Raw genomic sequence first — 24,741 nt, forward strand, 5'->3', positions numbered from 1 at the left:
AGATTTCGGCTCCGGATCCCTCCGAAGCAACCCGTTCAGCGTACTACATCGCCAGGGTCGAGTGAAATCGACACGGTCATTGCGCGGGTGCTGGCTCGAGCTGTTCGATGGGCACGATCGGGCAGTCTTTCCACAGCCGCTCAAGCCCGTAGTAGACGCGTTCCTGCTCGTGGAAGACGTGCACGACGAGGTCGCCGAAGTCCAGCAGAATCCAGCGCGCCTCCTGTCGGCCCTCGCGACGAAGACGCTTGTGCCCGGCCTCGAGCAACTGCTCTTCGACCTCGTCGGCGATGGCAGCCACGTTGCGCTCGCTGCGGCCAGAGACGATCAGGAACACGTCGACCAGCGGCAGCGGTTCGGACACGTCGAGCGCAACCAGGTCCTCGCCGCCCTTGGCGTGTGCCGCACGAGCGGCAAGCTGCGCCATCTGGACACCCTGCGCGCTCGCGGTCACGAGACGGCTCCGCTCGCCAGGGCATAGACCAGCACACCCACCAGTGCCAACGCCAGCACACCGGCGGTGATCGCCAGCGACACCATGAGCTTTCCGCCCCGTTCTGGTGTCGGAGGCTGGATGATCTCGTCTGCTGTCTTGATCGTGCTGACGGCCGCACTCGCGGCGATCGGCGTCGGTGACGAATGCGCCGGCAGTTCGCCGTCGACGAGCACAGCGTCGACGTCCCTGCCGTCGGTGACACCGGGTGCATGCCCGGTGGAGCCGAGCCCCTCGGGCAGCCTCAGAGTGCCGGTGACCAGCAGCTCGCCCGTGCCGGCGATGGGCGCGACCAGAGGCGCACCGGACGCATGCGACAGGATCAGTGCGTGGGATGCCGTCGCCGTCCCGGATGTCGAGGTGTCACGCGTGAGCAGCTGCTCGAATGACGCGGTGGTGTCGACGTCCTTGGCGCTGTCTGCGGCGAGAAGGCCCGCCCCGAACATCGGGTTCAGCACCGCCCGTTCGGCGGGGGCAGCGGCAACGACCGGGGCCGGCTCGTCATCCTCTTGCTCTGACACGACCGCACGAAGCCAGCCCGTGTCGGATGTCGGTGCATCGTCGGCGACGTGCTGGGTGGTCCACGACGACAAGTCGTGGTCCGCCTGTACCGCGGCAGCGGATGCCGGAGGCTGTGCAGCGGACGTCTTCACCGCTGCGGCCGGTTCAGGCCGAGCGGCAGGAGCGGGGAAGGCCGGAGGAGCGAACGGGCTCTGCGCACTCGGCGCCACCTGCTCGCGGGGAACCTGTGCAGTGGCGGCCGGTGCCGTGGAGGCCTGCGCCGCCGCGGTCGGCGTGCTCTGCGCGACGAATGCACCCGGTCCGATCAGATCGGGTCCGATGACCGGAACCGAGGCCGTGCGAATGCGCTCCTGCTGCCGCGCCTGGCGGCGTGTCAGCGGCGAGGCACCGAGGTCGACACTGGCATCGGGAACGGGAGCGGTGTGCAGGGGCGCCGGGTCCGCTGCTCGCGGCAGCGGTGCGACAGGTGCGGTCGCGTCGGCCGGGGGCGCAAACGGCGACGGTGCCGGCGTCGGCACCGCGGTCAGAGTGGGCGCGAACGCCGGGGAACCAGCTGGGGCGCGGCCAGGCGCGGACTCCGGCTGCGACTCACTCCCTCCGGCGCGGGAAGGGTCGATCGAGTCTGAGCCGTCGTGGGCCGGCATGATCGTTGTCGTCGGCGCGACAATCGGGGTCGCGCCGGTGTTCCGCAGCTCACGCAGCTGCTTGCGGGTGAGCTGCGGAGTGCTCGGCTGATCGGATGTGCTCATGCCTTGCTCCGGTAAAGATGATGCTTAGCGATGTACTGGACGACGCCATCCGGTACCAGGTACCAGACCGGGTGGCCGTCACGGACGCGTTCTCGGCAGTCGGTAGACGAGATCGCCAGGGCGGGAATCTCAAGTTGGCTGACGTCGTCGCTCGGGAGACCGTCCGTGCTCAGCACATGACCGGGCCTCGAGACCGCAACGAAATGGGCGAGATCCCATAGTTCATCATGGTCCCTCCAACTGAGAATTTGCGCTACGGCATCAGCACCGGTGATGAAGAACAGCTCCGCGCCGGGCCGTTCCGCCTTCAGCTCGCGCAACGTGTCGATCGTGTACGTGGGACCCTTGCGGTCGATGTCCACCCGACTGACCGTGAACCGCGGGTTCGACGCCGTCGCGATCACGGTCATCAGGTAGCGATGCTCGCTCTCGCTGACAACACTCTTCTGCCACGGCTGCCCGGTCGGAACGAACACGACCTCGTCGAGGTCGAAGGACTCCGCCGCCTCGGACGCCGCCACCAGGTGTCCGTGATGGATCGGGTCGAACGTCCCGCCCATCACCCCGATGCGCAGGGCTCGCGTGGCCGTCATTCGCTGGGCCTAGTGGCCATGTCCCGTCTGTGCGAGGTCTGCGGCATGCTCCTGCGCATATGCGGCCGCCTTCTGCGAGTGTCGGTTCGAGACATTGCGGTATGACAGCGTCACCAGCGCGAGCGCGCCGAAGACCACGAGTGCCACGACCGGGTACCACCACGTCTCGAGCATCACGTTGCCGGACCCACCGGCTTCCTCGGCAGCGAAGGCGATCAATGGGGCGAAGGACATCGGGACTCCTGTCACGGTTATGGCTCGCAAGCACTGGTGCGCGAAACGCGCTGCTGAACAGTTTAGGCGCTCACCCGCGGACTTGCCCGGTGCCGCGCGCGAGCCACTTCGTGCTCGTCAACTCGGCTAGGCCCATCGGCCCTCGCGCGTGCAGCTTCTGCGTCGAGATGCCGACCTCTGCGCCGAAGCCGAATTCACCGCCGTCTGTGAACCTGGTCGACGCGTTGGCCATCACCACCGCCGAGTCCACTTCGGCCAGGAACCGCTCGGCGCTGGCGTCGTCCGTCGTGATGATCGACTCTGTGTGATGAGTCGAGTACCGACGGATGTGCGCAAGCGCCTCGTCCAGATCGTCCACCACGCGCATCGACAGATCCAGGCTCAGGTGCTCCAACGACCAGTCCTCCTCGGTCGCCGCCACCACGTGCGCAGCGAGGGACGCAACCTGCTCGTCACCGTGCACCGTGACGCCGGCGTCCTGCAGCGCGCCCACGACCGGTCCGACCAGACGCGATGCGGCGTCTCGATGCACGAGGACGGTTTCGACCGCGTTGCACACGCTGGGGCGCTGCACCTTGGCGTTGACGACGATGTCGCGCGCCCAGTCCAGGGGTGCAGAGGCATCCAGCACGATGTGCACCACTCCCGCTCCGGTCTCGATCACCGGCACGGACGACTCCGTGACGACCGTTTCGATCAGCTGGGCGCTCCCCCGCGGGACGAGCACGTCGATGAGACCGCGCGCTTGCATGAGCTCCCGCGCGCCCTCGCGTCCGAAGTCGTCGACCGTCTGCACCGCTTCGCCGTCTGCGCCGGCCGACTCGAGCGCTGCGCGCATGACGTCGACCAGGGCACGGTTGGTGTGCAGTGCCGCTGTCCCGCCGCGCAGCACCACCGCGTTGCCCGAGCGCAGCGCGAGCGCGGTGATGTCCACAGTGACGTTGGGGCGGGCCTCGTAGATGGCACCCACCACGCCGAACGGCACCGAGACCTTCTGCAGGCGCACACCGCTGGGCAGAGTGCGCTCGTCCAGTACGCGCCCGACGGGGTCTGGGAGCGCCGCTATCTCGCGCACTGCCTGGGCCAGGGCCGCCACGCGAACCTCGTCCAGACGCAGCCGATCCTGCAGCGCCTCGGAGAGACCCTGCTCGCGGCCTCGTGACAGGTCCTCGTCGTTGGCTGCCACGACGTCGGCTGCGGCAGCGACTATCGCGTCCGCAATGGCCAGCAGCAGTTCGCGCTTGCGCGCGTCATCGAGCAGACCGACCGAGCGCGCGGCATCCTTCGCCCGTGACATGCGTTCGTGGGCTGTGGCCGGTGCCTGGGTCATGCGGCCAGTTTATCCAGCTTGTCCGGTAGCGGCCGCGGGCGCCGTCATACGCAGCACACCGGTGAGCGTGGACTCCGGCGGTGCCGGGTTGGGCACGAACCACGTGCCCACGTGCTTGCCGGCCAGCGCCTGCGGCAGCAGGTCCGCGTGTGTGACCATCGCGCCGATGCCGGATGCCGCAGCCACCCGTGCCGCCGAGACCTTGGTGGCTGCGCCTCCTGTGCCGACGCTGTTGACGACCACCGACCCGAACTCGAAACCGGTCAGATCCTCCCCCCACCCGACGGTGTCGATCGGCGTGGCACCGGGCTGATCGGGCGGTGCGGTGTAGAGGGAGTCGATATCGCTGAGCAGTACCAGCGCGTCGGCACGGATCAGCTTGGCCACCAGCGCGGCCAGCCGATCGTTGTCGCCGAAGCGGATCTCGTGTGTGGCGACCGTGTCGTTCTCGTTGACGATCGGGATGATGCGCAGCCCGAGAAGGCGCTCCATCGCACGACGGGCGTTCAGCCGCGGCGTGCGGTTCTCGAGATCGCCGGCGGTCAGCAGCACCTGCCCTGCCACGATCGAGAACTCCCGCAGCGCACTCAGATACCGGTAGATGAGCACGTTCTGCCCCACCGCGGCAGCCGCCTGCTGCGTGGCCAGATCGGTCGGACGCGACGTCAGCTCGAGATAGGGCATGCCTGTGGCGATCGCGCCGGACGAGACCAGAACGACCTCGGTGCCACGACCGTGTGCGGCGGCCAGCGCCGCCACGATCGGCCCGATCTTGACGGCGTTGTCACCGCTGATGGACGATGACCCGACTTTGACCACGACACGACGCGCGGAGGGCAGCTCCGAACGGCGCGACGCGGTCATCGTGCGTTGTCCTCGTCGCCCTCATCGCCGGCGGAGACGGCACGGCGTTCGGCCTCGAGTTCCGCACGCGCTGCGGCTTTGGCATCCATCAGCTCGTGATATTGCTCACGGCGCTCTGCGTTGGTGCGACGCATGTTCGGCTCGATGCGGGGGTCGCTGCCGCGAGGAGCGACCATGACCTCGGCCGCCGAGGTCAGCGACGGCTGCCAGTCGAACACGACACCGTCGCCGGGGCCGATCACCACGGTGGCACCGGGGATCGCGCCGGCCTTGTACAGCGCGTCATCGGCTCCGAGCTTGTCCAGCCGGTCGGCCAGGAAGCCGACCGCCTCGTCGTTCGTGAAGTCGGTCTGCTGCACCCAGCGCTCGGGCTTGGCGCCCAGGATGCGGTAGAGCGGACCATAGGTCCCGCCTTCGACACGCACGACGAACTCGCGTTCGGAGCCCTTCGGGCGGATCACCACGCGCGGGACCGGCGGACGCTCTGCGGCCTCGGCCCGGTGACGCGCGACGATGTCGGCGAGGGCGAACGAGAGGGCGCGCAGACCATCGTGGCTGACTGTCGAGATCTCGAAGACCTGGTAGCCCTGTGCCTCCAGGTCGGGGCGCACCAGATCGGCGAGGTCCTTCGCCTCGGGCACATCCACCTTGTTCAGCGCGACCAGCTGCGGACGCTCCAGCAACGGCACCTGTCCCTCGGGGACGGGGTAGGCCGCCAGCTCTGCGCGGATCACTTCGAGGTCGCTGAGCGGATCACGCCCGGGCTCCAGGGTCGCGCAGTCCAAGACGTGCACCAGCGCCGTGCAGCGTTCGACGTGGCGCAGGAACTCCAGACCCAGCCCCTTGCCCTCGCTGGCGCCTTCGATCAGCCCCGGGACATCCGCCACGGTGAAGCGCAGGTCGCCGGCCTGGACGACGCCCAAGTTCGGGTGCAGCGTCGTGAACGGGTACTCCGCGATCTTCGGACGCGCCGCCGAGACGGCGGCGATGAGACTGGACTTGCCTGCGGACGGGAAGCCCACCAGGGCGACGTCGGCGACGGTCTTCAGCTCGAGGAGGACGTCGCCTTCCCACCCGGGCGTGCCCAGGAGGGCGAAACCGGGTGCTTTGCGCTTCGTGGTGGCCAGAGCCGCGTTGCCCAGCCCTCCGCGGCCGCCCTCGGCCACGACGAACCGCATACCCGGCTCGATCATGTCCACGAGAGTGTCACCGTCGGCGTCGCGCACGACAGTGCCGACCGGCACGGGCAGGTCGATGGACTCACCGAGGGCGCCCGAGCGATTGTCGCCCATGCCGAAGCCGCCGTTGCCACCGGTACGGTACGGCGAGTGATGGTACGACAGCAGCGTGGTCACCTGCGGATCGGCCACCAGCGTGATGTCGCCGCCGTTGCCGCCGTTGCCGCCGTCGGGCCCTGCCAGCGGCTTGAACTTCTCACGCCGCACCGACACGCAGCCGTTGCCCCCATTGCCTGCACGCAGGTGCAGCGTGACGCGATCGACGAAAGTGACCATGACGCTCCTGCTGTGCGAATCGGGCTGGATATGGGTGGATATGCGTCGAGGGGCGAGCCGCAGCTCGCCCCTCGACGCGATGCAATGTGCGAGCTGCGTCTACTCCGCGGCCGCCACGATGTTGACGACCTTGCGGCCGCCCTTCGTGCCGAACTCAACGTCGCCCGCCGAGAGGGCGAACAGCGTGTCGTCGCCACCGCGCCCGACGTTCACGCCGGGGTGGAAGTGGGTGCCGCGCTGGCGGACGATGATCTCGCCGGCGCTGACGGACTGACCGCCGAAGCGCTTCACGCCCAGTCGCTGGGCGTTGGAGTCGCGACCGTTACGGGTAGAGCTCGCGCCCTTCTTGTGTGCCATCTGAAGCGTCTCCTCTGGGCTTACTTGATGCCGGTGACCTTGACGCGCGTGAGGTCCTGACGGTGCCCCTGGCGCTTCTTGTAGCCGGTCTTGTTCTTGAACTTCTGGATCACGATCTTCGGGCCGCGCTCCTCACCGAGCACCTCGGCCGTCACGGTCACCTTGGCGAGCTTGTCGGCGTCGCTGGTCACGGCATCGCCGTCGACCAGGAGCACGGCGGGCAGCTCGAGGGTGTCGCCGATCTGGGCCTGCTGACGATCCAGAACGACGATCGAGCCGACCTCGACCTTCTCCTGCCGGCCACCGGCGCGCACGACTGCGTAAACCACTTCACACCTGTTTCGTCTGGGAGCGCACGGCTCCGGTTGTCTTGGCGAGACTCTGCTCTTTGGGAAAGATGAAGTCTGTGGTGCTCGGTCGCCCGGGTCTTCCGGAGCGCCTGCGCGCGCCATACGAGGGCGAGGCGCAACGCACCAGGGGTCTACTTTACCGGATGCGGCCAACATCGGCAAAAGCGCGGCCGCGCGTGTCGCCCCTAGGATCGAGCCGTGACGATCCTCATCGATGATCCACGCTGGCCGGCGCACGGGCGACTGTGGGCACATCTGGTCTCGGACTCGTCGTTGGACGAGCTGCACGCCTTCGCGCGGAGGCAGGGACTCCCCCGACGCGCGTTCGACCGCGACCACTACGACGTGCCCGAAGACGCACATGCCCGGCTCATCGCGGCCGGCGCGACGCATGTCGACGGACATGAGCTCGTGCGGCGTCTGATCGCATCGGGGCTGCGGGTCACGGCACGCGAGCGTCGGCAGGAGACGCGATGACGTCGTCGCGGCTCGAGGCCTTCAGTGACGGGGTGCTGGCCATCATCATCACCGTGATGGTGCTCGGCCTCGCCGTCCCCCGCGGCGACCAGTGGAGCGACCTGGTGCACACCTCCGGACTCGGTCTGCTCACATACCTGCTCAGCTTCGTCTACATCGGCATCTACTGGAACAACCACCACCACCTGTTCCAGCTTCACCCGTCGGTCGAGGGCCGGGTGCTCTGGGCGAATCTGCATCTGCTGTTCTGGCTGTCGCTGTATCCGTTCACGACCGCCTGGCTGACCGAGTCTCGCGTCGCGCTGGTGCCCACGGTCGTCTACGGGCTCAACCTGCTGGGCGCGGCTCTCGCGTACTTCCTGCTGGAGGCCGCCATCATCCGGCTGCCGGGGGGCGAGCGGCTGCGTCAGGCCATCGGGCGTGATCTGAAGGGCTGGCTGTCACCGGTCCTGTACCTGGTGGGCATCGGGCTGGCCTTCGTCGTCCCGTGGCTGGGATTGGTCCCCTTCGTCGTGGTCGCGCTCATGTGGCTGATCCCCGACCGGCGCGTCGAGCGCTTCATCAGCTCACATCCCGACTCCGCTGACGACTGATCCCCCGCCCGTCGCAGTGACGGGCGAGGGATCGACGCTCAGGCGACGCCCCCGCTACTGCCCGTCGGGCGTGTAGACCACCGGCGTGCCCGGCAGGCCCGCGGTGGTGACGCGGCGGCGCGAACGGCCCTGGCCCGGTGCCTTGGGCTCAGGCAGTGCGTCGAGCACGGAGTCCAGGAGCAGCTGCTTCTCGGACTTCGGCTCGCGGCCGGCCGCGGCATCCTTGTCCTTGCGCTTCTTGCGCTTTTTCGGACGTTCCGCCGGGGCGGGCTCGGGTGCGGCGACCTGCTCCGCCTCGGACTCCTCGCCCTCGACGGCGTGAAGAGTGGATGCCGCGATCTGGGCCAATGCGGACTTCGCACTCTCCGTGATCACGTGCGTGCCGCCGGCAGGCGTGGTGGTGGGCACCACCGGGCGCGCGCGCCGCGAGGGGGCGCCGCTCGTCTGCGGGCGGTGCTTGACGACCGGGTCGTGGTGCACGATGATCCCGCGGCCCGCGCAGACCTCGCACGGCTCGCTGAAGGTCTCCACGAGGCCCAGACCGATCTTCTTGCGCGTCATCTGCACGAGGCCGAGCGAGGTCACCTCGGCGACCTGATGCTTCGTACGGTCTCGGCTGAGGCATTCGACCAGGCGACGCAGCACGAGGTCGCGGTTGGACTCGAGCACCATGTCGATGAAGTCGACCACGATGATGCCGCCGATGTCGCGCAGACGCAGCTGGCGCACGATCTCTTCGGCGGCTTCGAGGTTGTTCTTCGTGACCGTCTCTTCGAGGTTGCCGCCGGTGCCCACGAACTTGCCGGTGTTCACGTCGATGACCGTCATCGCCTCGGTGCGGTCGATCACCAGCGAACCGCCCGAGGGCAGCCATACCTTGCGGTCCAGCGCCTTCTCGATCTGCTCCGTGATCCGGAACGAGTCGAACGGATCGCCGTCTCCGTCGAAGCGCTCGACGCGCTCGAGCAGGTCGGGGGCGACCGCCTGCAGATAGCTCTCGATCGTGTTCTGCGCGTCTTCGCCCTGGATGAGCATCTTCGAGAAGTCCTCGTTGAACACATCCCGCACGATCTTCACGAGCAGGTCCGGCTCCGAGTGCAGCAGCGCGGGAGCCTGCTGCGTCTCCACCAGCCGGTTGATGTGCTCCCACTGCGAGGTGAGGCGCTGCACATCGCGCGTCAGCTGCTCTTCGGTCGCGCCTTCGGCGGCCGTGCGCACGATGACGCCGGACGACTCGGGCAGCACCTCTTTGAGGATGCGCTTCAGGCGTGCCCGCTCGGTGTCGGGGAGCTTGCGCGAGATGCCGTTCATCGCCCCGCCCGGCACGTACACCAGGTAGCGGCCCGGCAGCGAGATCTGGCTCGTCAGACGCGCGCCCTTATGGCCGACCGGGTCTTTGGTGACCTGCACCAGCACACGGTCGCCGGACTTCAGCGCCAGCTCGATACGTCGTGGCTGGTTGCCCGTCTCGACGGCGTTCCAGTCGACCTCACCCGAGTACAGCACGGCGTTGCGGCCGCGTCCGATGTCGACGAACGCGGCCTCCATGCTCGGCAGCACGTTCTGCACGCGGCCGAGGTAGACGTTGCCGATCAGCGAAGCATCCTGGCTGCGGGCCACGTAATGCTCGGCGAGCACCTTGTCTTCGAGCACAGCGATCTGGACCCGACCGTTCTTGGAACGGACGATCATCTCACGGTCGACCGACTCACGCCGTGCGAGGAACTCCGCCTCAGTCACCACGGGGCGGCGCCGGCCGGCGTCACGGCCGTCACGGCGGCGCTGCTTCTTGGCTTCCAGCCGCGTTGAACCCTTGATCCGCTGCGGCTCGGTGATGATCTCAACGGTGTGCTCGCGCGGCGCGTGCTCTTCTGCCGACTCGCTGCGCTCGGAACCGCGACGGCGGTTGCGTCGCCGGCTGCTGCCGGCGCTCTCCGTGGGCACCTCGGGGCTCGGCGCAGCCGGCAGCGCGCTGATCTCGGGTGCGTAGAAGTGCAGCGCCGTCGAGACCGACGAGACGAACTCGGCGGGCAAGAAGCCCAGGCTCACCGCGGTGAGGGCCTCAGGCTCCGGCTGCGCTGCCGGCTCGGGCTGCGCTGCCGGCTCTGCCTGCGCCTCAGGTTCGGGCTGCGCCTCAGGCTCGGGCTGCGCTGTCATCGGCTCCTCAGCCGTCTGCGGCTCAGCTGCAGCCACGGGCCGAGCGTCCGATTCGGGCTCAGCCTGTCCCGCCGACTGCGACGGGGTGGATGCCTCAGCCTCAGCGTCGACGTCCACCGGCTCGTCCGGTGCCTCAGCGGCCTCGGCGTCCGACGCACTCGGCTGCTGCGAAGCGTCCACACTCTGCGGCACATCGACGTCCTGTACCACTTCGACGGGGCCCGTCGCCGTCGCATCCTCGGATGTCAGCGGCGACGCCGCATCCGAAGGCTGCTGGCTGTCACGGGGCCCGTTGTTCTCATCGACCGTCACCGGCGTACTCCCTGGCGGGTGACACCGCGCGTCACCCGGCAAAATCTCGTGCGGCGCCGCTCCGTGCCCTTCCGGTACGGTGCGGGGCCGCGAACTCATTCGGTCTGCAGCCGGCTCTCGGCGCGTGCTGCGAAGGCGTTCATCGCCCGAAGTCTTCGTTGATGCTGCTCACGGCGCGGCCGCAAGAACATCACACAGCAGTATCGCACTGATATGCCGGATTCCGCGAAGCGGCGCCGACACGGGTGCGTTCCCGGCCCGGCCGCACGCCCAATCTCGGCCGTCCCGCCCCGACCCATAGCCGCGGATGCCATAATCCGAGCCATGCCGCAATCGCAGACGCACACGCATCCGAAGGGTCTTGCCATCTGGTTGATCATCGGGGGCGTGATCGGCTGGTGGGCGGCGTTCCAACTCACGGTGGAGAAGATCCTCCTGCTGCAGAATCCCGGCACGAACGCATCCTGCGACTTCAGCGTGCTCGTGCAGTGCGGCAAGAACATCGACTCGTGGCAGGGCAACGTCTTCGGGTTCGCCAACCCGATCATCGGCGTGGCGTGCTGGGTCGCGCCCATCGTGGTCGGGATGGCGATCCTGGCCGGCGCCCGGTTCGCACGATGGTTCTGGGTGCTGTTCTGGCTGGGCTTCGTGTTCGCCATCGCGTTCGTGATCTGGCTGATCGCACAGAGCATCTTCGCGCCGAACCTGCACACGCTGTGCCCGTGGTGCATGGTGACCTGGGCGGTGACGATTCCCTCGTTCTTCGTGGTCACCATCCACGTGCTGCGCTCGGGCGTGGTGCCTCTGCCGGGCAGAGCCCGCGAGATCGCCGGCAAGCTCATGACGTGGGTGCCGCTGATGACGATCGTCGCCTACGGCATCGTCATCCTGCTCGCACAGATCGAACTGAACGCGATCCCCAACGTCTGGCACACGATCCAGATCCAGTTCGGCTGGGCCTGATCGCCCGGCCAGATCTCCCGCAGCGCGCGGGCGTCCGCACTCGCCGACCTCCTCGCGCACGCAGACTCACGTGTTGATGCGTCAGGAGCATCAACACGTGAGTCGCGGAAACTGAGAAGTATCGGCCGACGGGCCGACGGACATCCCGCTCAGCGGAACCAGATGCCCAGTTCGCGCTGCGCCGACTCGGGGCTGTCGGACCCGTGCACGAGGTTCTGCTGAACCTTCAGGCCCCAGTCCCGGCCGAAATCACCGCGAATGGTGCCGGGAGCCGCCGTCGTCGGGTCGGTCGTACCGGCCAGCGACCGGAATCCCTCGATCACGCGCTCGCCCGCGAGCCGGATCGCCACCGACGGCCCCGACATCATGAACTCGAGCAGCGGCTCGTAGAACGGCTTGCCCTCGTGCTCGGCGTAGTGGCGCTCGAGGCGCTCGCGGTCGGGCTCGACCAGACGCAGGTCGACCAGTGAATAGCCCTTGGCCTCAATGCGGGCCAGGATCGTCCCGGTCAGTCCCCGGGCGACCCCGTCGGGCTTGACGAGCACGAGGGTCTCTTCGGTGGCCATGTCAGTCTCCATTCGATGAATCTGCTTCTCGCATGAGTCGGGCATTGCGGCGGTCCAGCGACGCCCCCTTGATGGTGGCATATGCCCACATTCCGCCGAAAACCACGACGACGACGAGCACAGCGGGCAACAGGAACGCCGACAGTGCGACGACCGCCTGCAGCATCCAGCCCAAGACGATCCCCCACCGGTGCCGCAGCACCATCGAGACGGCGAGCATGAGCACCGCCAGCACCGCTGCGCCCACGATGGCCCACCACGGCGGAATCGACGTCGGCAGCGCCTTCAGACCGAAGGCGACCAGTCCGCCCAGAAAGACGATGACCGACTCGAACACGAGCACGATCTGGCCGAGCGATTCGGCCGCGCCGCGCTGACGGCGGGGCCGACGCGGTGTCTGCTCGGCGCTGGTCACGACGACCACCCGGCCATCCAGTCCTCGTCCTTCGACAGCGTGATGGCCTCCCCGGCCAGCACGATGGAGCCGGCGATCACGACGGCGCGACGATCGGATGCCGCCGCCCATTCGCGTGCGGCATCGACGGCCTCGTCCAGGTCACGATGCACGGTCACCGGCACGCCGGCGGCCTCCACCAGGTCGGCTGCGGCATCCGCATCCAACGCACGCGGAGAGTCGGGTGACGTCGCGAACACCTGCGCGGCGATCGGTGCGAACTCGGCGACGATCCCGGCGGCGTCCTTGTCGGCGAACACCCCGAACACGAAGCCCCACTCGTCGAAGTCGAAGGACTCGTTCAGCGCCGCCACCAGCGCGTGGGCGCCGTGCGGATTGTGCGCGGCATCCACGAGCACCGTCGGCGCCGCACCGACCAGCTGCAGCCGCCCCGGTGAGGTCGCCTCTGCCAGTCCTTCGGTCACGATGTCGGCCGGGATCGAGGTCGCAGTCTCGCCGATCAGCGACTCGACCGCAGCGATCGCCAGGGCAGCGTTGAAGCCCTGGTGCGCGCCGTACAGCGGCAGGTAGGTCGCCTCGTACACCCCGCCCTGGCCGCGGACGACGATCTGCTGCCCGCCGACGGCCAGCCGCTGCTCGACGAGCGCGAACTCCTCGCCCTCGAACGCGATGGTGGCTCCGTGCGCCGCCGCTGCGGCACGCAGCACGCGCTCGGCCTCGGGCGTCTGCCGCGACGAGACGACGGCGGCACCGTCCTTGATGATGCCCGATTTGACCGTGGCGATCGCCTCGATCGTGTTGCCGAGGCGGTCGGCGTGATCCATCGCGATCGGCGCGAACACGGCGACCTCGCCGTCGGCGGTGTTCGTCGAATCCCACGAACCGCCCATCCCGACCTCGAGCACCAGCACATCCACCGGCGCATCGGCGGCGACGACGAAGGCGAGCACGGTGAGGATCTCGAAGAACGTCAGCGGAGCGTCGCCCGCTGACTGAAGCTCGGCGTCGACGATGCCCAGGAAGGGCTCGATCTCATCCCAGGCGTCAGCGACGGCTCCGTCGTCGGCCGGCTCGCCGTCGATCATGATCCGCTCGGTGAACCGCTCCAAGTGCGGGCTCGTGAACAGCCCCGTGCGCAGGCCGTGGGCGCGTACGAGGCTCTCGATCATCCGCGCCGTCGAGGTCTTGCCGTTCGTGCCGGTGATGTGCACGACGCGGTAGGTGCGCTGGGGATCATCGAGCAGCTCGAGCACCCGCCGGGTGCGCTCCACGCGCGGCTGAACCCAACGCTCACCCTGCCGCTTGAGCAGCTCGGCGTAGACGGCGTCTGCCCGCTCGCGATCGCTCATACTCATGCCTCGACCTTCGTGACACCGACCCAGAACGGGCCGGCATTGGCGAATGCGCGCGCCGCGAAGGACGCGACGTGCTGTGGTGTGCGATCGAACGCGACGCCGGCAAGCGTCTCGGCCGACCAGTCGTCAGGCCGTTCGGCCAGATCGTCGGCGACCTGCACGTCGCGCCCGACGACCGTCAGAGCGTGTTCGACAGCCAGCGTCTCGCCGGCGACATCGGCCAGCTCGAACGCGGCGGCCACCGCATCGCCGTCGGCGGTGTCGGCGAACAGCAGCTGCAGCCGGATGCGGTCGCTCACGTCGAACCCGGCGGCCTTGCGCGTGTCCTGCACGGCGCGGATCACATCGCGTGCCAGCCCTTCGGCTTCGAGCTCGGGAGTGGTCGCCGTCTGCAGCAGCACGAACCCCCCGGTCGAGACGAGCGCGAGCGCTTCGCCCTCGGGGCGGCCGGTCGTCTCGAGCACCAGATCGTATTCGGCCCGCTCCAGTGGAATGCCACCGGCGACCACCTCGCCGTCGATCTCGGTCCAGTCCCCCGCCTTCGCCGCCCGGATCACCTGCTGCACCTGCTTGCCCAGACGCGGCCCGGCGGCACGCGCATTGACCGAGAGACGGTGGGTGATGCCGTACTCGGCAGCGGTGTCGTCGCCGAGAGAGACCAGCGCCACGGCTTTGACGTTGAGCTCGTCGCGCAGGATGTCCTCATACGGCGCCAGGGATGCGGCATCCGGCACCACCACGGTCAGCTGCGCGAGCGGCAGCCGCACGCGCTTGCCCTCCTTCTTGCGCAGTGCGTTGGCCACACTCGACACGTTGCGCACGGCATCCATCGCTTCGCGGATGTCCGAGGCCTGCGGGAAGGCTGCGGCGTCGGGCCAGTCGGTCAGATGCACGCTGCGCCCGCCGGTCAGCCCCTGCCACACCCGCTCCGAGACGAGCGGGATCAAGGGCGCCGCCACTCGGGAGAGCGTCTCGAGCACCGTGTAGAGCGTGTCGAAGGCTTCGGTCGTGCGCGGGTCGGCGGCATCCACCCCCACCCAGAACCGGTCGCGAGAGCGCCGGATGTACCAGTTGGTCAGCGCCTCGGCGAAATCGCGCAACCGCTCCGTGGCGGTGGTCGAATCCAGACCCTCGAGGTCGGCGGCCACGTCGGCCACCAGCCGTCCGGTGAGAGAGAGGATGTAGCGGTCGAGCACATCGGTCGAATCGGTGCGCCAGCGCGCCTCGTAGCCGGCAGCCGCTTCGTCTGCCTTCGCGCGCTCCACGACCGGAAGCGCGGCGTTCGCATACGTCGCGAAGAAGTACCACGCGTTCCACAGCGGCAGCAGGAACTCACGCACGCCGGCGCGGATCCCCTCTTCAGTGACGACCAGATTGCCGCCGCGCAGCACCGAGCTGGACATGAGGAACCAGCGCATCGCATCGGAGCCGTCGCGGTCGAAGACCTCGGACACGTCCGGGTAGTTGCGCAGCGACTTGGACATCTTCTGCCCGTCACTGCCCAGCACGATGCCGTGACAGCTCACGCCCGTGAAGGCCGGCCGGTCGAACAGCGCCGTGGACAGCACATGCATGAGATAGAACCAGCCGCGGGTCTGACCGATGTACTCGACGATGAAATCGGCCGGCGAGTGCGTGTCGAACCACTCCTGGTTCTCGAACGGGTAGTGCACCTGCGCATAGGGCATCGAACCCGAGTCGAACCAGACGTCGAACACGTCCTCGATGCGCCGCATGACGCTCTGCCCCGTCGGGTCGTCGGGGTTCGGGCGGGTCAGCTCGTCGATGTACGGACGGTGCAGGTCGACCGCGCCGTCGGGATTGCGCGGCAGCGTGCCGAAGTCGCGCTCGAGCTCGGCCAGCGACCCGTACACATCGATGCGCGGGTGCGCGGGATCCGAGCTCAGCCACACCGGGATCGGCGAACCCCAGTAGCGGTTGCGGCTGATCGACCAGTCTCGCGCGCCCTCGAGCCACTTGCCGAACTGGCCGTGCTTGACGTTCTCGGGCACCCAGTCGATCAGCTCATTGTTGGCGAGCATCCGGTCTTTGAAGTCGGTCACCCGCACGAACCAGCTCGAGACCGCGCGGTAGATCAGGGGGTTGCGGCACCGCCAGCAGTGCGGGTACGAGTGCTCGTAGCTCTGCTCACGCAGCAGGCGCCCGTTCTTGTGCAGCAGGCGGATCAGCGGACGGTTCGCGTCCATCCACAGCTCGCCCGCGACATCGGTCACCTGCGGCAGGAATCGGCCGCCGTCGTCCAGGCTCAAGATGACCGGGATGCCGTTGGCCTCGGTGACCCGCTGGTCGTCTTCGCCGTACGCCGGGGCCTGGTGGACGATGCCCGTGCCGTCGGTGGTGGTCACGTAGTCGTCGACGAGGATCCGCCAGGCGTTCTGGGTCCCCCACGTCTCGGTGTCGGCGTAGTAGTCGAAGAGCCGGTCGTACGCGATGCCTTCCAGGTCGGCACCGGCGAAGGTCTTCTCGACCGCGGCGGTCGCGGCATCCGGCGTCTCATAGCCGAGATCCTTCGCATAGCCGGGCAGGAGATCCCGCGCGAGCAGATAGCGTTCGCCGCCGTCGCGCGCACCGCCGGGGCCGGCGGGCAGGACCGAATAGTGGATGCCGGGGCCGACCACCAGGGCCATGTTGGTCGGAAGCGTCCAGGGCGTGGTCGTCCACGCCAGCGCCCGCACGCCGGCAAGGCCCAAAGCCTCGGCCTTGTCGCCGGTCAGCGGGAACGAGACCGTCACGGACGGGTCCTGACGCATCTTGTACACGTCGTCGTCCATGCGCAGCTCGTGGTTGGACAACGGGGTCTCATCACGCCAGCAGTACGGCAGCACACGGTAGCCCTCATAGGCCAGACCCTTGTCATACAGCGTCTTGAACGCCCAGAGCACGGACTCCATGTACGTGATGTCGAGCGTCTTGTAGCCGCGCTCGAAGTCGACCCAGCGCGCCTGACGGGTGACGTATTCCTGCCACTCCTGCGTGTACTCCAGCACAGACGATCGTGCCTTCGCGTTGAAGGTCGCGATGCCCATCCTCTCGATCTCTTCCTTCTCGGTGATGCCGAGCTGCTTCATCGCCTCGAGCTCGGCGGGAAGACCGTGCGTGTCCCACCCGAACACGCGGTCGACCTTCTTGCCGCGCATGGTCTGGAACCGCGGGAAGAGGTCCTTCGCGTAGCCGGTGAGCAGGTGGCCGTAGTGCGGCAGCCCGTTGGCGAACGGCGGACCGTCGTAGAACACCCACTCCTCGGCGCCGTCGCGCTGGGCGATCGAGGCTCGGAAGGTGTCGTCGCGCTGCCAGAAGTCGAGCGTGTCGCGCTCGATCGCGGGAAAGCGGGGGCTCGGAACGACGGGTTCGGCGGCAGGGCCGAAGGCGGATTCGCGGGGATAGGTCATGGCGTCTCGCAGTGTGTCGTGGTGGTGGTGCTGACCGCTGGGACGACCCTCGCGGACCGCGTTACCACCCTGCGTTGTCGCCCTGTGCGCCTGACGGCGTCGGGACGACCGCTCTCACTGCGGCTGTGACGGGCCTGACCCGTTCGGTTCTAGTGAGCCGGGCCTCTGATGAGGCCCGCCGTTCTTCCGAAGACTCCCCGGTGATGGCCGGATCGATGTCTGTCCAGCCATTCTACGCGGTTCGGGGCTGCTTTTTCGCCGCGGACAGCGCGCCGGCGCGCTCCTCGCCCGAGGCGAGGGGATCTCACGAAACGAGGGCGACACCCCGCGATCCGGCCCTCGCGTGGCGAGATCCCCTCGCGTGGCGCGAGGGCGCTGACGTCGGCGGCGGCCGATAGCGTGGTCGGCATGCCTCGATGCCCCCGCAGCGAACACTCCACCGGACCGAAGGCGCCGGTCATCTCACCCCCTGACCTGCCGGATCGTTTCGACCTCGGTCGCCCGGCGCCCCACGCCGACCTGTTCGCCGCACGCATTGAGCTGGACGGCAGTGCAGACGCCGCGCACGCGTCGATCGAGCAGAGCCTGATCGCCGGCGCCGGCGAGGAGCTGGACCTCACGGGCGCCACGCTCATCGACGTCGACGTGACCGATCTGCGGTTCGGCAGCGTGCGCGCGAGATCGGCCTCCCTTCGCCGCGTGCGCTTCACGGGCGGCCGCATCGGCACCCTGGATCTCAGCGACACGCGCATCGGCGAACTCGAACTGCGGCACGTGCGCATCGACTACCTGACGTTGGCAGGCGCACAGATCGAAGACGTCATGATCGGCGACTGCGTGCTCACCACGCTCGACCTCCCGCAGGCGAAGGTCTCACGCGCGGCTTTCGCTTCGAGCCGGGTGGATGACGTGGACACCCGCGGGATGCGGGCCGAGCATCTCGACCTGCGGGGTCTTGAGGCACTCGCCTACCTCGACGTCACCGCATTGCGCGGTGCGACCCTGGCGCCGCACCAGGTCGAGCTTCTCGCGCCCGCTTTCGCTGCCGCCTTCGGCATTCGGGTCAGCGACTGAAACGCTCCCGAAGCGCCACACCCCCGAACGTCAGCACGCAACTGTCGCTCTCACGCTCAACGCTCCGCACCGATGACGTCCCCGGCTGACCGCGCGTCAGGCTGCGCGATGCAGTCCCTGCGCAACCGCCTGCATGATGAGATCCTGCACCTCGGGCCAGTGGTTCACGACCTGGTCATAGGTGACGCGGATGACGTGATAGCCACGCAGCATGAGCTCTGCATCGTGCGCGATGTCTTCGGCGCGCTGGGCGCCGACGTGGTGGCCTCCGTCTATCTGAAGCACCAGTCGCTCGCCGATCAGCTGATCGACTCGATGACCGAACAGCCAGACCTGCGATCGGATGGGCAGCCGCATCCATCTCAGACGTGGCTCGATGAACGTCTCCAGTCCGGAGTCACGGAACGGACTCGCATCCGAGAGCAGCGTCAGCGCCTGTCCCTTCAGCGGCAGGCGCTCCAGCGCCGCCTTGTCGACCAGACCCTTGTTCAGAGCGCTGTCCCACACCGCCAGCGCGGCTTCGTACGGTTGACAGGCTGCCACGGTCTGCAAGACGACCTCGACACCGTCCACCAGCGCATTCGGGTCGCGAGCGACGAGAGGCGACGGCCGGTGCAGCACAGCCTTGGGCGGTTTGACACACCCCGCATGCGGATGGCACGCCACATGGAAACCGTCCGCTTCGAGCACCCACAGCCCCAGACGCGTCGCCTGCGTCACGCACGTGAGGACGACGCCATGCCGCGCCGCGAAACGCAGCTGCGGGTCGGCATCCGTCGTGGCGACCCACACGCGTCGTTCCCGCACCAGAAGGCCGCTCTGCACAGCCGCGGCAATGTCGTGCGTCGACAGGCCGGCCTCGACCAGCCGCCTGCTTCGCACGATCCCGCCCGCATTGCGCACCGCTCGGGCCACGGCATCCACTCGCGTTCTCATGAAGACGAGCATGCCGATGATCCGACGTCGTGGAGATGGCTCGACGCCGCACTGTGGACAGAACGCGTGAATGGTCCGAAACACGGTGCTTGGGGAGGAGGCGGTGCGCTCGCGCTGCCCCGCCGCGCCTACGGACGCGTCCGACGCCGCGCCCCTCGCCTGAGCCGAGGGGATCTGACGGAACGAGGGCCGAAATCAGCCATTCGATCCTCGTTTCGTGAGATCCCCTCGCTTCGTGCGAGGGATGGGCTGATTGTGTGGGAACGCGGGATGCCGCAGCTCAGACGCGGGATGCCGCAGCCCAGACGCGAGGTGCCGCAGCCACGGTGCGAGCCGCGTCAGGATGCAGGCCCAGCCCTGTAGAATGGCCGCACAATCCACACTCAGGCACGCTCACACAGTGCCGCATACATCGCTCAAGGAGACCCTGATGTCCGACGCGCACATTCCCGACAAGCCCGCCCTCGAGGGTCTCGAGTCGAAGTGGGATGCCGCATGGCGGCAACAGGGCACGTACGTGTTCGATCGGGATGCCGCCAAGGCCAAGGGCCGCGCCGGAGTGTTCTCGGTCGACACGCCGCCGCCGACCGCGTCGGGCAGCCTGCACATCGGCCACGTGTTCAGCTACACGCACACCGACATCAAGGTGCGCTTCGAGCGCATGCGCGGCAAGACGGTGTTCTACCCGCTCGGGTGGGACGACAACGGCCTTCCCACCGAGCGACGCGTGCAGAACTACTACGGCGTGCGCTGTGACCCGTCGCTCCACTACGACGCCGAATTCACTCCCCCGTTCCGGGGCGATGCGAAGAGCCTGAAGCCGGCCGACCAGGTGCCGATCAGCCGTCGCAACTTCATCGAACTGTGCGAGACGCTCACCGAAGAGGACGAGAAGCAGTTCGAGAGCCTGTTCCGTCAGCTGGGCCTGTCGGTGGACTGGAGCCAGACATACCGCACGATCTCGGACCACACCATCCGCACGAGCCAGCTCGCGTTCCTGCGCAACCTCGAGCGCGGCGAGGCTTACCAGGCCATGGCGCCGACCCTGTGGGACATCGACTTCCGCTCGGCGATCGCGCAGGCCGAGCTCGAAGACCGCGAGCAGCAGGCGGCGTACCACCGGGTCGCTTTCCATCGCACCGACGGCGGCGGCGATGTGCTGATCGAGACGACGCGGCCCGAGCTGTTGGCGGCGTGTGTGGCCCTCGTGGCCAACCCCGACGACGAGCGCTACAAGCCGCTGTTCGGCACGACCGTGCGCACTCCCCTGTTCGACGTCGAGGTGCCGATCCTCGCCCACCCGCTCGCCCAGCAGGACAAGGGCTCGGGCATCGCGATGATCTGCACGTTCGGCGACGTGACCGACATCATCTGGTGGCGCGAGCTTCAGCTGCCCAACCGCACGATCCTGGGCAAGGACGGCCGCATCATCGCCGAGGCCCCCGATGTGATCGTCACGGATGCCGCGAAGGCGGCGTATGCGGAGCTGGCGGGCAAGACCGTCTTCAGCGCGAAGAAGCGCATCGCCGAACTGCTGCAGGAATCGGGCGACCTCAAGGAGATCTCCAAGCCGTTCAGCCACCCGGTGAAGTTCTTCGAGAAGGGCGACCGCCCGCTCGAGATCGTCTCCACGCGCCAGTGGTATCTGCGCAACGGTGCTCGTGACGAGGCCCTGCGCGACCGGCTCATCGCTCTCGGCCAGCAGATGTCGTGGCATCCCGACTTCATGCGCGTGCGGTACGAGAACTGGACGAACGGCCTCACCGGCGACTGGCTCGTCTCGCGTCAGCGCTTCTTCGGCGTGCCGATTCCGCTCTGGTACGCGTTGGATGAGAACGGCGAACGCGACTACGACCGCGTGCTGATTCCGGATGCCGCGACCCTGCCGATCGATCCCACGATCGACGTGCCGGCCGGCTACCGCGAAGACCAGCGCGGAGTGCCCGGCGGGTTCGACGCCGAGAAGGACATCTTCGACACATGGGCGACCTCGTCGCTGACCCCGCAGCTGGCCGGCGGCTGGCAGCGCGACGATGAGCTGTGGAACCTGGTCGCACCGTTCGACCTGCGGCCTCAGGGTCAGGACATCATTCGCACGTGGCTGTTCTCGACCATGGTGCGCAGTGCGCTCGAAGACGGTCGTGCGCCGTGGTCGGATGCCGCGATCTCGGGCTTCATCGTCGACCCCGACCGCAAGAAGATGTCCAAGTCCAAGGGCAACGTGGTCACGCCTGCCGACATCCTCGACGCACACGGCACCGACGCAGTGCGGTATTGGTCGGCCTCCAGCCGGCTCGGCGCCGACGCGGCATTCGACCCGCAGAACCCGACCCAGGTCAAGATCGGGCGACGACTGGCGATCAAGGTCCTCAACGCTGCGAAGTTCGTGCTGTCGTTCCCCGTTCCCGAGGGCGCCGAGGTGACGCATGCGCTGGATGCCTCGATGCTGGCCACCCTGGACGGCGTCGTGCGCGAAGCCACGAGGGCGTTCGACGCCTACGACCACGCCCGCGCTCTGGAGCTGACCGAGTCGTTCTTCTGGACGTTCTGCGACGACTACCTCGAGCTGGTCAAGGAGCGCGCATACGACCGCACCGACGTCGGGCAGGCCTCGGCGGCGCTCGCGCTGCGACTGGCGCTGTCGACGTTGCTGCGGCTGCTGGCCCCCGTGCTGTCGTTCGCGACGGAGGAGGCCTGGTCGTGGTTCGAGGACGGTTCGATCCACACCGCACAGTGGCCCGCCCCTCTCGAGATCGCCGGCGACGCCCACGTGCTGTCGGCCGTGGGCGGGGCGCTGGTGGGGATCCGCCGCGCGAAGACCGAGGCCAAGGCATCCCAGAAGACGCCGGTCTCGCACGTGACCGTGGCCGGTCCCGCCGAGGTGATCGACGCGATCCGCCTTGCCGAGGGCGACCTGAAGGCGGTCGGACGCATCGCCGAGATCACCTACGCCGAGGCCGATGAGCTGACCGTGTCAGACATCGTGCTGACTGCGCAGGAGGCCTGACATGCAGTTGGGCACACGCTGGGCGGTCGGCGCCGAGCCGCCGGCCCGGCTCTCCTCCGAGGTCGTCGCCGAGCTGCGCAGCGTCGAGGCGGGGTTGCCGGCGAGCGAACGGGGCGTCGCGAGGTGGACGCTGACGTGGTTGGAGGGAAGACCCGTCGCCGAACTCGACCTCGGCATCGTCGTGACTGTCGATCACGCCGGCACCGTCGTCGTGCGGCATGACGACCAGGATCAGTCGGACTGACGCACCGGCGCTACGGCCTCGGCTTCGGCTTCGGCTTCGGCTTCGGCACGGTCGCGCTCATCCGCCTCGGCTTCGGCCGTCTGCGTGCCGCGCGTCAGCAGCTGCCACCCCATCAGCGAGACGACGAGCATGACGACGCCGGCGGAGATGAACGGCAGTCGCAGGTCGAACCGCGAGACCCAGCCGCCCAGCAATGTGGCCAAGGGATACAGTCCCCACGTCAGCATGCGGGTGATGCCCAGCACTCGACCGAACAGTCGTCCGGGGATGATCTGCTGACGCAGCGCTCCCCACGGCACGTTCCACACTGCGACCGCGAACGCCGCCACGGCATAGGCGGCCATGGCGCTGAACGCCTCGGGGGCGATCCCCGCCAGGCTCATTCCGACGGCGGCGGTCAGATTGGCGGCGAGCATGACCGGTCCGCGACCGAATCGAGCAACGATCCGCGCCGACACGAGCGACCCGCACAGCGCTCCGGCACCGACGACCGCCGTGGCGAAGCCGATCGCGGCAGGCACGACGTGCAAGTGGTCCAGCAGGAACAGGACCGTCACGGCCTGCGCGAACGTCAGGCACGATCCGGTGATCGCCGTGAACACGATCATGGTGCGCAGGTACCGGTGGTGCCACAGGAACGAGACGGCCGTGCGGGTGCTGATGTGCTCAGCAGCCCCGACCGCGGCATCCATTCGCCCTTCACCGGACTCAGGCGAGGGCGGGACGTCGGCGCGCAGTGCGTGTGCCGCCGACAACGGCAGCATCAGCGCAAGGGCGATGGGCACGAGGTACCCCGCAGCCCCTGCCCACAGCGGCAGAGCCAGAGCGATCGCGAACAGCACTCCCCCGATCGGGGTGGCGATGAAGCTGTCGATCGTGATCTGGGCTGCCTGGATGCGCCCGTTGGCCCGGTCGAGCTGCCGCCTGGCCACCACCGACGGGATCATGGCGGTGGTCGCGTTGTCGAACAGCGTCTCGCCGAGACCGAAGGCCAGCGTTCCCACCAGCAGCGCCCAGAAGCTCAGCGTGCCGGTGACCGTCATGATCGCCAACCCCAGCGCGACGCCGCCGCGGATGGTGTTGGCGCACGCCATGACGTGACGGCGATCGCACCGATCGACGATCATGCCGGCCGGCAGACCGAACACCAGCCACGGCAGGAAGGCGAAGGCCGTGATCAGCGAGATCGCGATGGGGTCATGCGTCAGCGTCGTCGCGATCAGCGGAACCGCGGTGCGACCCAGCCCATCGGCCATGTTGCTGAACGCTGCGGCACCCCACAGCGTTGTGAACGGACGGCCGAGGCGGTCGCGCGCACGCGCGGGCCGCGTGGAGTTCACCGCAGGAACCGCCCGCGGTAGGCGGCGGCGATGTGCTCGCGTCGCGCGGTGGCCAGGTCGGCGGCTCCCGATGCGATGCGCTCGGCCTCGTGCTGACGGTGCTGCATGCGTCGCCGGGCGGCGGTCTCGAGGCTGTCGGCGAGGGCCAGCAGCAGTCGTTCGATTCGAGTCGGCGCCCCGAACAGCGACGCGGTTGCGGTCGGACGGGTCGTCAGAGCGGTCATGTCAGTGTCCTTCCTCGGGGAGTGGGAAGATGTCGGCACGGATGCTCACCGCGCGCACTCCATCTCCGGTCTGGTCGCGATACGCATCGACGTATTCGTCGATGATGGCCATCACGCGCGTGCTCAGTTCGCCCATCTGCGCATCGGTCAACCGCGCGGTGGCGGTCGTGATCACCGCTGGGGAGTCATCGACCGGATGAGCGATGCCGTCGGCGATGTACTGCATCAGCTGCTGGTGACGACGGTTGAAGAACTCGGTCATCACGACCTGTGTCGCAGCCCGTCCCGAGGGCGTCTTCAGTCCCTCGGCGCTGCCGAACGTCACCGAGCCGCGCGGGCGCTCCCACCACCGCTCGCGGGCATTTCCACGGCCTTCGACCTCTTGGATCAGTTCGTGCTTGGCCAGGGCCCGCAGGTGGTAGCTGGTGGACCCTGTCGACTCCCCCGTCATCTGCGCCAGGCTGCTGGCGGTCTGCGGACCGTACTGCGCCAAGATGTCGTAGATCTGCACCCGCAGGGGATGCGCGAGGGCACGCAGTGCGTTGCCTTCGACGATGCGCCGCACGCGAACCGGCCCATTCGGAGTCTCGTTCTCGCTCATGACTGCAAAGATATCTTTGCGAACAACGCTTTGCAAGCATTTCTTTGCAATCAATCCTTTG

General features: G+C 68.2%; 24 protein-coding genes. 6 read left to right on the forward strand and 18 right to left on the reverse strand.

Annotated features, from left to right (window positions below; translation table 11 throughout):
* Window positions 1–76: 76 nt before the first annotated feature.
* The 9 genes from rsfS to rplU form a co-directional block, all read right to left on the reverse strand.
* A complete protein-coding gene (rsfS, locus tag QU603_RS08465) occupies window positions 77–427 on the reverse strand; it encodes a ribosome silencing factor (RefSeq protein ID WP_308490955.1) in 351 nt (116 codons plus the stop codon).
* A 23-nt stretch (window positions 428–450) separates the two neighbouring features.
* Window positions 451–1,764 carry a hypothetical protein gene (locus QU603_RS08470; protein WP_308490956.1) on the reverse strand — a complete coding sequence of 438 codons (1,314 nt, stop codon included), beginning with the start codon at window positions 1,762–1,764 and terminating at the stop codon, window positions 451–453.
* Complete coding sequence (gene nadD / locus QU603_RS08475) at window positions 1,761–2,357, reverse strand: nicotinate-nucleotide adenylyltransferase (protein WP_308490957.1); 597 nt, start codon at window positions 2,355–2,357, stop codon at window positions 1,761–1,763. The genes QU603_RS08470 and nadD overlap by 4 nt, the downstream gene beginning before the upstream one ends.
* 9 nt (window positions 2,358–2,366) lie before the next feature.
* On the reverse strand, window positions 2,367–2,591 hold the full coding sequence (locus tag QU603_RS08480) for a hypothetical protein (protein ID WP_308490958.1): 225 nt from the start codon (window positions 2,589–2,591) through the stop codon (window positions 2,367–2,369).
* A gap of 70 nt (window positions 2,592–2,661) precedes the next feature.
* On the reverse strand, window positions 2,662–3,921 hold the full coding sequence (locus tag QU603_RS08485; RefSeq protein ID WP_308490959.1) for a glutamate-5-semialdehyde dehydrogenase: 1,260 nt from the start codon (window positions 3,919–3,921) through the stop codon (window positions 2,662–2,664).
* 9 nt (window positions 3,922–3,930) lie between these two features.
* Window positions 3,931–4,785 carry a glutamate 5-kinase gene (gene proB / locus QU603_RS08490; protein WP_308490960.1) on the reverse strand — a complete coding sequence of 285 codons (855 nt, stop codon included), beginning with the start codon at window positions 4,783–4,785 and terminating at the stop codon, window positions 3,931–3,933.
* The gene (gene obgE / locus QU603_RS08495; protein WP_308490961.1) at window positions 4,782–6,299 is read right to left on the reverse strand and encodes a GTPase ObgE; all 1,518 of its coding nucleotides are present in this window, start codon (window positions 6,297–6,299) and stop codon (window positions 4,782–4,784) included. Before obgE ends, proB begins: the two co-directional genes overlap by 4 nt.
* 99 nt (window positions 6,300–6,398) lie before the next feature.
* Window positions 6,399–6,656 carry a 50S ribosomal protein L27 gene (gene rpmA / locus QU603_RS08500; RefSeq protein WP_308490962.1) on the reverse strand — a complete coding sequence of 86 codons (258 nt, stop codon included), beginning with the start codon at window positions 6,654–6,656 and terminating at the stop codon, window positions 6,399–6,401.
* Window positions 6,657–6,676: 20 nt separating this feature from the next.
* Complete coding sequence (gene rplU / locus QU603_RS08505; RefSeq protein ID WP_308490963.1) at window positions 6,677–6,985, reverse strand: 50S ribosomal protein L21; 309 nt, start codon at window positions 6,983–6,985, stop codon at window positions 6,677–6,679.
* A 219-nt stretch (window positions 6,986–7,204) separates the two neighbouring features.
* Between rplU and QU603_RS08510 the strand changes: the two genes are divergently transcribed.
* Both QU603_RS08510 and QU603_RS08515 read left to right on the forward strand, forming a co-directional pair.
* Window positions 7,205–7,483 carry a DUF4031 domain-containing protein gene (locus tag QU603_RS08510; protein ID WP_308490964.1) on the forward strand — a complete coding sequence of 93 codons (279 nt, stop codon included), beginning with the start codon at window positions 7,205–7,207 and terminating at the stop codon, window positions 7,481–7,483.
* Window positions 7,480–8,076, forward strand: coding sequence for a TMEM175 family protein (locus QU603_RS08515; RefSeq protein WP_308490965.1), 597 nt, complete (start codon window positions 7,480–7,482; stop codon window positions 8,074–8,076). The genes QU603_RS08510 and QU603_RS08515 overlap by 4 nt, the downstream gene beginning before the upstream one ends.
* 54 nt (window positions 8,077–8,130) lie before the next feature.
* Here the strand turns inward: QU603_RS08515 and QU603_RS08520 are convergent, their stop codons facing one another.
* Window positions 8,131–10,233 (reverse strand): Rne/Rng family ribonuclease, encoded by a 2,103-nt coding sequence (locus QU603_RS08520; RefSeq protein ID WP_308493983.1) that lies wholly within the window; start codon window positions 10,231–10,233, stop codon window positions 8,131–8,133.
* Window positions 10,234–10,869: 636 nt separating this feature from the next.
* Between QU603_RS08520 and QU603_RS08525 the strand changes: the two genes are divergently transcribed.
* Window positions 10,870–11,508 carry a vitamin K epoxide reductase family protein gene (locus QU603_RS08525; RefSeq protein ID WP_308490966.1) on the forward strand — a complete coding sequence of 213 codons (639 nt, stop codon included), beginning with the start codon at window positions 10,870–10,872 and terminating at the stop codon, window positions 11,506–11,508.
* Between the two features lie 149 nt (window positions 11,509–11,657).
* Here the strand turns inward: QU603_RS08525 and ndk are convergent, their stop codons facing one another.
* The 4 genes from ndk to ileS are packed head-to-tail and all read right to left on the reverse strand — an operon-like array spanning window position 11,658 to window position 17,254.
* A complete protein-coding gene (gene ndk / locus QU603_RS08530) occupies window positions 11,658–12,074 on the reverse strand; it encodes a nucleoside-diphosphate kinase (RefSeq protein ID WP_308493984.1) in 417 nt (138 codons plus the stop codon).
* A gap of 1 nt (window position 12,075) precedes the next feature.
* Window positions 12,076–12,489 (reverse strand): DUF4233 domain-containing protein, encoded by a 414-nt coding sequence (locus tag QU603_RS08535; RefSeq protein ID WP_308490967.1) that lies wholly within the window; start codon window positions 12,487–12,489, stop codon window positions 12,076–12,078.
* Entirely contained in the window at window positions 12,486–13,838 is a 1,353-nt protein-coding gene (locus tag QU603_RS08540) for a bifunctional folylpolyglutamate synthase/dihydrofolate synthase (RefSeq protein ID WP_308493985.1), read from the reverse strand. The genes QU603_RS08535 and QU603_RS08540 overlap by 4 nt, the downstream gene beginning before the upstream one ends.
* A 2-nt stretch (window positions 13,839–13,840) precedes the next feature.
* Complete coding sequence (ileS, locus tag QU603_RS08545; protein ID WP_308490968.1) at window positions 13,841–17,254, reverse strand: isoleucine--tRNA ligase; 3,414 nt, start codon at window positions 17,252–17,254, stop codon at window positions 13,841–13,843.
* Between the two features lie 408 nt (window positions 17,255–17,662).
* Here ileS and QU603_RS08550 point away from each other — a divergent pair, with 408 nt between their 5' ends.
* Complete coding sequence (locus QU603_RS08550; RefSeq protein WP_308490969.1) at window positions 17,663–18,328, forward strand: pentapeptide repeat-containing protein; 666 nt, start codon at window positions 17,663–17,665, stop codon at window positions 18,326–18,328.
* Window positions 18,329–18,424: 96 nt separating this feature from the next.
* Here QU603_RS08550 and QU603_RS08555 read toward each other — a convergent pair whose 3' ends face one another.
* Window positions 18,425–19,264 (reverse strand): DUF559 domain-containing protein, encoded by an 840-nt coding sequence (locus QU603_RS08555; protein ID WP_308490970.1) that lies wholly within the window; start codon window positions 19,262–19,264, stop codon window positions 18,425–18,427.
* A 430-nt stretch (window positions 19,265–19,694) separates the two neighbouring features.
* Between QU603_RS08555 and valS the strand changes: the two genes are divergently transcribed.
* Together valS and QU603_RS08565 are read left to right on the forward strand one after the other, a co-directional pair.
* Entirely contained in the window at window positions 19,695–22,271 is a 2,577-nt protein-coding gene (gene valS / locus QU603_RS08560; protein ID WP_308490971.1) for a valine--tRNA ligase, read from the forward strand.
* Between the two features lies 1 nt (window position 22,272).
* Window positions 22,273–22,515, forward strand: coding sequence for a hypothetical protein (locus QU603_RS08565; RefSeq protein ID WP_308490972.1), 243 nt, complete (start codon window positions 22,273–22,275; stop codon window positions 22,513–22,515).
* Here the strand turns inward: QU603_RS08565 and QU603_RS08570 are convergent.
* Genes QU603_RS08570 through QU603_RS08580 form a run of 3 tightly spaced genes read right to left on the reverse strand, consistent with a single transcriptional unit; the run spans window position 22,503 to window position 24,680 of the window.
* Window positions 22,503–23,855 (reverse strand): MFS transporter, encoded by a 1,353-nt coding sequence (locus QU603_RS08570; RefSeq protein WP_308490973.1) that lies wholly within the window; start codon window positions 23,853–23,855, stop codon window positions 22,503–22,505. The genes QU603_RS08565 and QU603_RS08570 overlap by 13 nt on opposite strands.
* The gene (locus tag QU603_RS08575) at window positions 23,852–24,079 is read right to left on the reverse strand and encodes a hypothetical protein (RefSeq protein ID WP_308490974.1); all 228 of its coding nucleotides are present in this window, start codon (window positions 24,077–24,079) and stop codon (window positions 23,852–23,854) included. Before QU603_RS08575 ends, QU603_RS08570 begins: the two co-directional genes overlap by 4 nt.
* Before the next feature lies 1 nt (window position 24,080).
* Window positions 24,081–24,680, reverse strand: a complete 600-nt coding sequence (locus tag QU603_RS08580) for an ArsR/SmtB family transcription factor (RefSeq protein ID WP_308490975.1) — start codon at window positions 24,678–24,680, stop codon at window positions 24,081–24,083.
* Window positions 24,681–24,741 lie beyond the last annotated feature (61 nt).

The organism is Microbacterium terrisoli (genome assembly GCF_030866805.1).
Classification (GTDB): domain Bacteria; phylum Actinomycetota; class Actinomycetes; order Actinomycetales; family Microbacteriaceae; genus Microbacterium; species Microbacterium terrisoli.

What these genes read in the sequence shown, in the direction of transcription:
- QU603_RS08470 (WP_308490956.1), bottom strand. Translation starts at nt 1,764, where the DNA reads ATGAGCACATCCGATCAGCCGAGCACTCCGCAGCTCACCCGCAAGCAG.
- rsfS (WP_308490955.1), bottom strand. Translation starts at nt 427, where the DNA reads ATGGCGCAGCTTGCCGCTCGTGCGGCACACGCCAAGGGCGGCGAGGAC.
- QU603_RS08480 (WP_308490958.1), bottom strand. Translation starts at nt 2,591, where the DNA reads ATGTCCTTCGCCCCATTGATCGCCTTCGCTGCCGAGGAAGCCGGTGGG.
- QU603_RS08575 (WP_308490974.1), bottom strand. Translation starts at nt 24,079, where the DNA reads ATGACCGCTCTGACGACCCGTCCGACCGCAACCGCGTCGCTGTTCGGG.
- QU603_RS08525 (WP_308490966.1), top strand. Translation starts at nt 10,870, where the DNA reads ATGCCGCAATCGCAGACGCACACGCATCCGAAGGGTCTTGCCATCTGG.
- QU603_RS08580 (WP_308490975.1), bottom strand. Translation starts at nt 24,680, where the DNA reads ATGAGCGAGAACGAGACTCCGAATGGGCCGGTTCGCGTGCGGCGCATC.
- QU603_RS08555 (WP_308490970.1), bottom strand. Translation starts at nt 19,264, where the DNA reads ATGAGAACGCGAGTGGATGCCGTGGCCCGAGCGGTGCGCAATGCGGGC.
- rpmA (WP_308490962.1), bottom strand. Translation starts at nt 6,656, where the DNA reads ATGGCACACAAGAAGGGCGCGAGCTCTACCCGTAACGGTCGCGACTCC.
- QU603_RS08520 (WP_308493983.1), bottom strand. Translation starts at nt 10,233, where the DNA reads ATGACAGCGCAGCCCGAGCCTGAGGCGCAGCCCGAACCTGAGGCGCAG.
- proB (WP_308490960.1), bottom strand. Translation starts at nt 4,785, where the DNA reads ATGACCGCGTCGCGCCGTTCGGAGCTGCCCTCCGCGCGTCGTGTCGTG.
- obgE (WP_308490961.1), bottom strand. Translation starts at nt 6,299, where the DNA reads ATGGTCACTTTCGTCGATCGCGTCACGCTGCACCTGCGTGCAGGCAAT.
- QU603_RS08540 (WP_308493985.1), bottom strand. Translation starts at nt 13,838, where the DNA reads ATGAGCGATCGCGAGCGGGCAGACGCCGTCTACGCCGAGCTGCTCAAG.
- ileS (WP_308490968.1), bottom strand. Translation starts at nt 17,254, where the DNA reads ATGACCTATCCCCGCGAATCCGCCTTCGGCCCTGCCGCCGAACCCGTC.
- QU603_RS08515 (WP_308490965.1), top strand. Translation starts at nt 7,480, where the DNA reads ATGACGTCGTCGCGGCTCGAGGCCTTCAGTGACGGGGTGCTGGCCATC.
- valS (WP_308490971.1), top strand. Translation starts at nt 19,695, where the DNA reads ATGTCCGACGCGCACATTCCCGACAAGCCCGCCCTCGAGGGTCTCGAG.
- QU603_RS08550 (WP_308490969.1), top strand. Translation starts at nt 17,663, where the DNA reads ATGCCTCGATGCCCCCGCAGCGAACACTCCACCGGACCGAAGGCGCCG.
- nadD (WP_308490957.1), bottom strand. Translation starts at nt 2,357, where the DNA reads ATGACGGCCACGCGAGCCCTGCGCATCGGGGTGATGGGCGGGACGTTC.
- ndk (WP_308493984.1), bottom strand. Translation starts at nt 12,074, where the DNA reads ATGGCCACCGAAGAGACCCTCGTGCTCGTCAAGCCCGACGGGGTCGCC.
- QU603_RS08565 (WP_308490972.1), top strand. Translation starts at nt 22,273, where the DNA reads ATGCAGTTGGGCACACGCTGGGCGGTCGGCGCCGAGCCGCCGGCCCGG.
- QU603_RS08485 (WP_308490959.1), bottom strand. Translation starts at nt 3,921, where the DNA reads ATGACCCAGGCACCGGCCACAGCCCACGAACGCATGTCACGGGCGAAG.